Here is a 547-nt window from a genome sequence, read left to right as displayed (position 1 = left end):
AGAAAGGATTTTAGTATGACAGAAAATGATATTCTTTTGACAGACCGTGAAAGTGCAAAATTGCTTCATATGAGTGTATCAACATTCCGCCGTCATGTGACCAATGGCTCTCTCCCCAAACCCCTAAAATTTGGTTTTTTATCGCGTTGGTTACAATCGGATCTTATCAATGTCATCGAACAAGCAAAACAGCAACGTCAAAGTGACGCGGCATAAAAAAAACCTTGTCACGTAAGGACGGACAAGGTTTTCTCAAACTCATTACCCTAGAGTTAGCATAATCCGTCCTATGGTGCAATATTCATAGGATAAAAACATGTTTTCTTAATATAAATGCTCGGGGCATCACAAATGCCTTGCATGGGGTTTGGCATGGATATTATGGGATAGCCCGTTGTCCTGCTCATGATGATAGGCTGCCTAGCTTATCCCTTACCAATGGACATGATGGGCGCCTTTTACTCACTTGTTATGCTGGCTGCTCTTTTAGAGAGATCATACAAGCGCTCATCAGAATTGGCTTGCTTGGAAAACAAGCTTATGATCA

General features: G+C 41.3%; 1 protein-coding gene and 1 pseudogene. Both read left to right on the top strand.

From position 1 onward, the window contains the following. Positions 1-15: 15 nt before the first annotated feature. Positions 16-216, top strand: a complete 201-nt coding sequence (locus tag ACFILW_RS11090; RefSeq protein ID WP_011180791.1) for an AlpA family transcriptional regulator — start codon at positions 16-18, stop codon at positions 214-216. Between the two features lie 140 nt (positions 217-356). After that, positions 357-547: pseudogene (locus ACFILW_RS11085) on the top strand (virulence-associated protein E); the annotation flags it as partial.

The sequence above is a fragment of the Bartonella sp. TT110JLCBS genome, from assembly GCF_042193405.1.
Classification (GTDB): Bacteria; Pseudomonadota; Alphaproteobacteria; order Rhizobiales; family Rhizobiaceae; genus Bartonella.
Note: the sequence above shows the minus strand (reverse complement) of the source record. Positions and strands in the feature narration are given on the sequence as shown.

Bases quoted from the DNA above. Each gene is read 5' to 3' on its own strand.
- ACFILW_RS11090 (WP_011180791.1), top strand. From the start codon at position 16: ATGACAGAAAATGATATTCTTTTGACAGACCGTGAAAGTGCAAAATTG.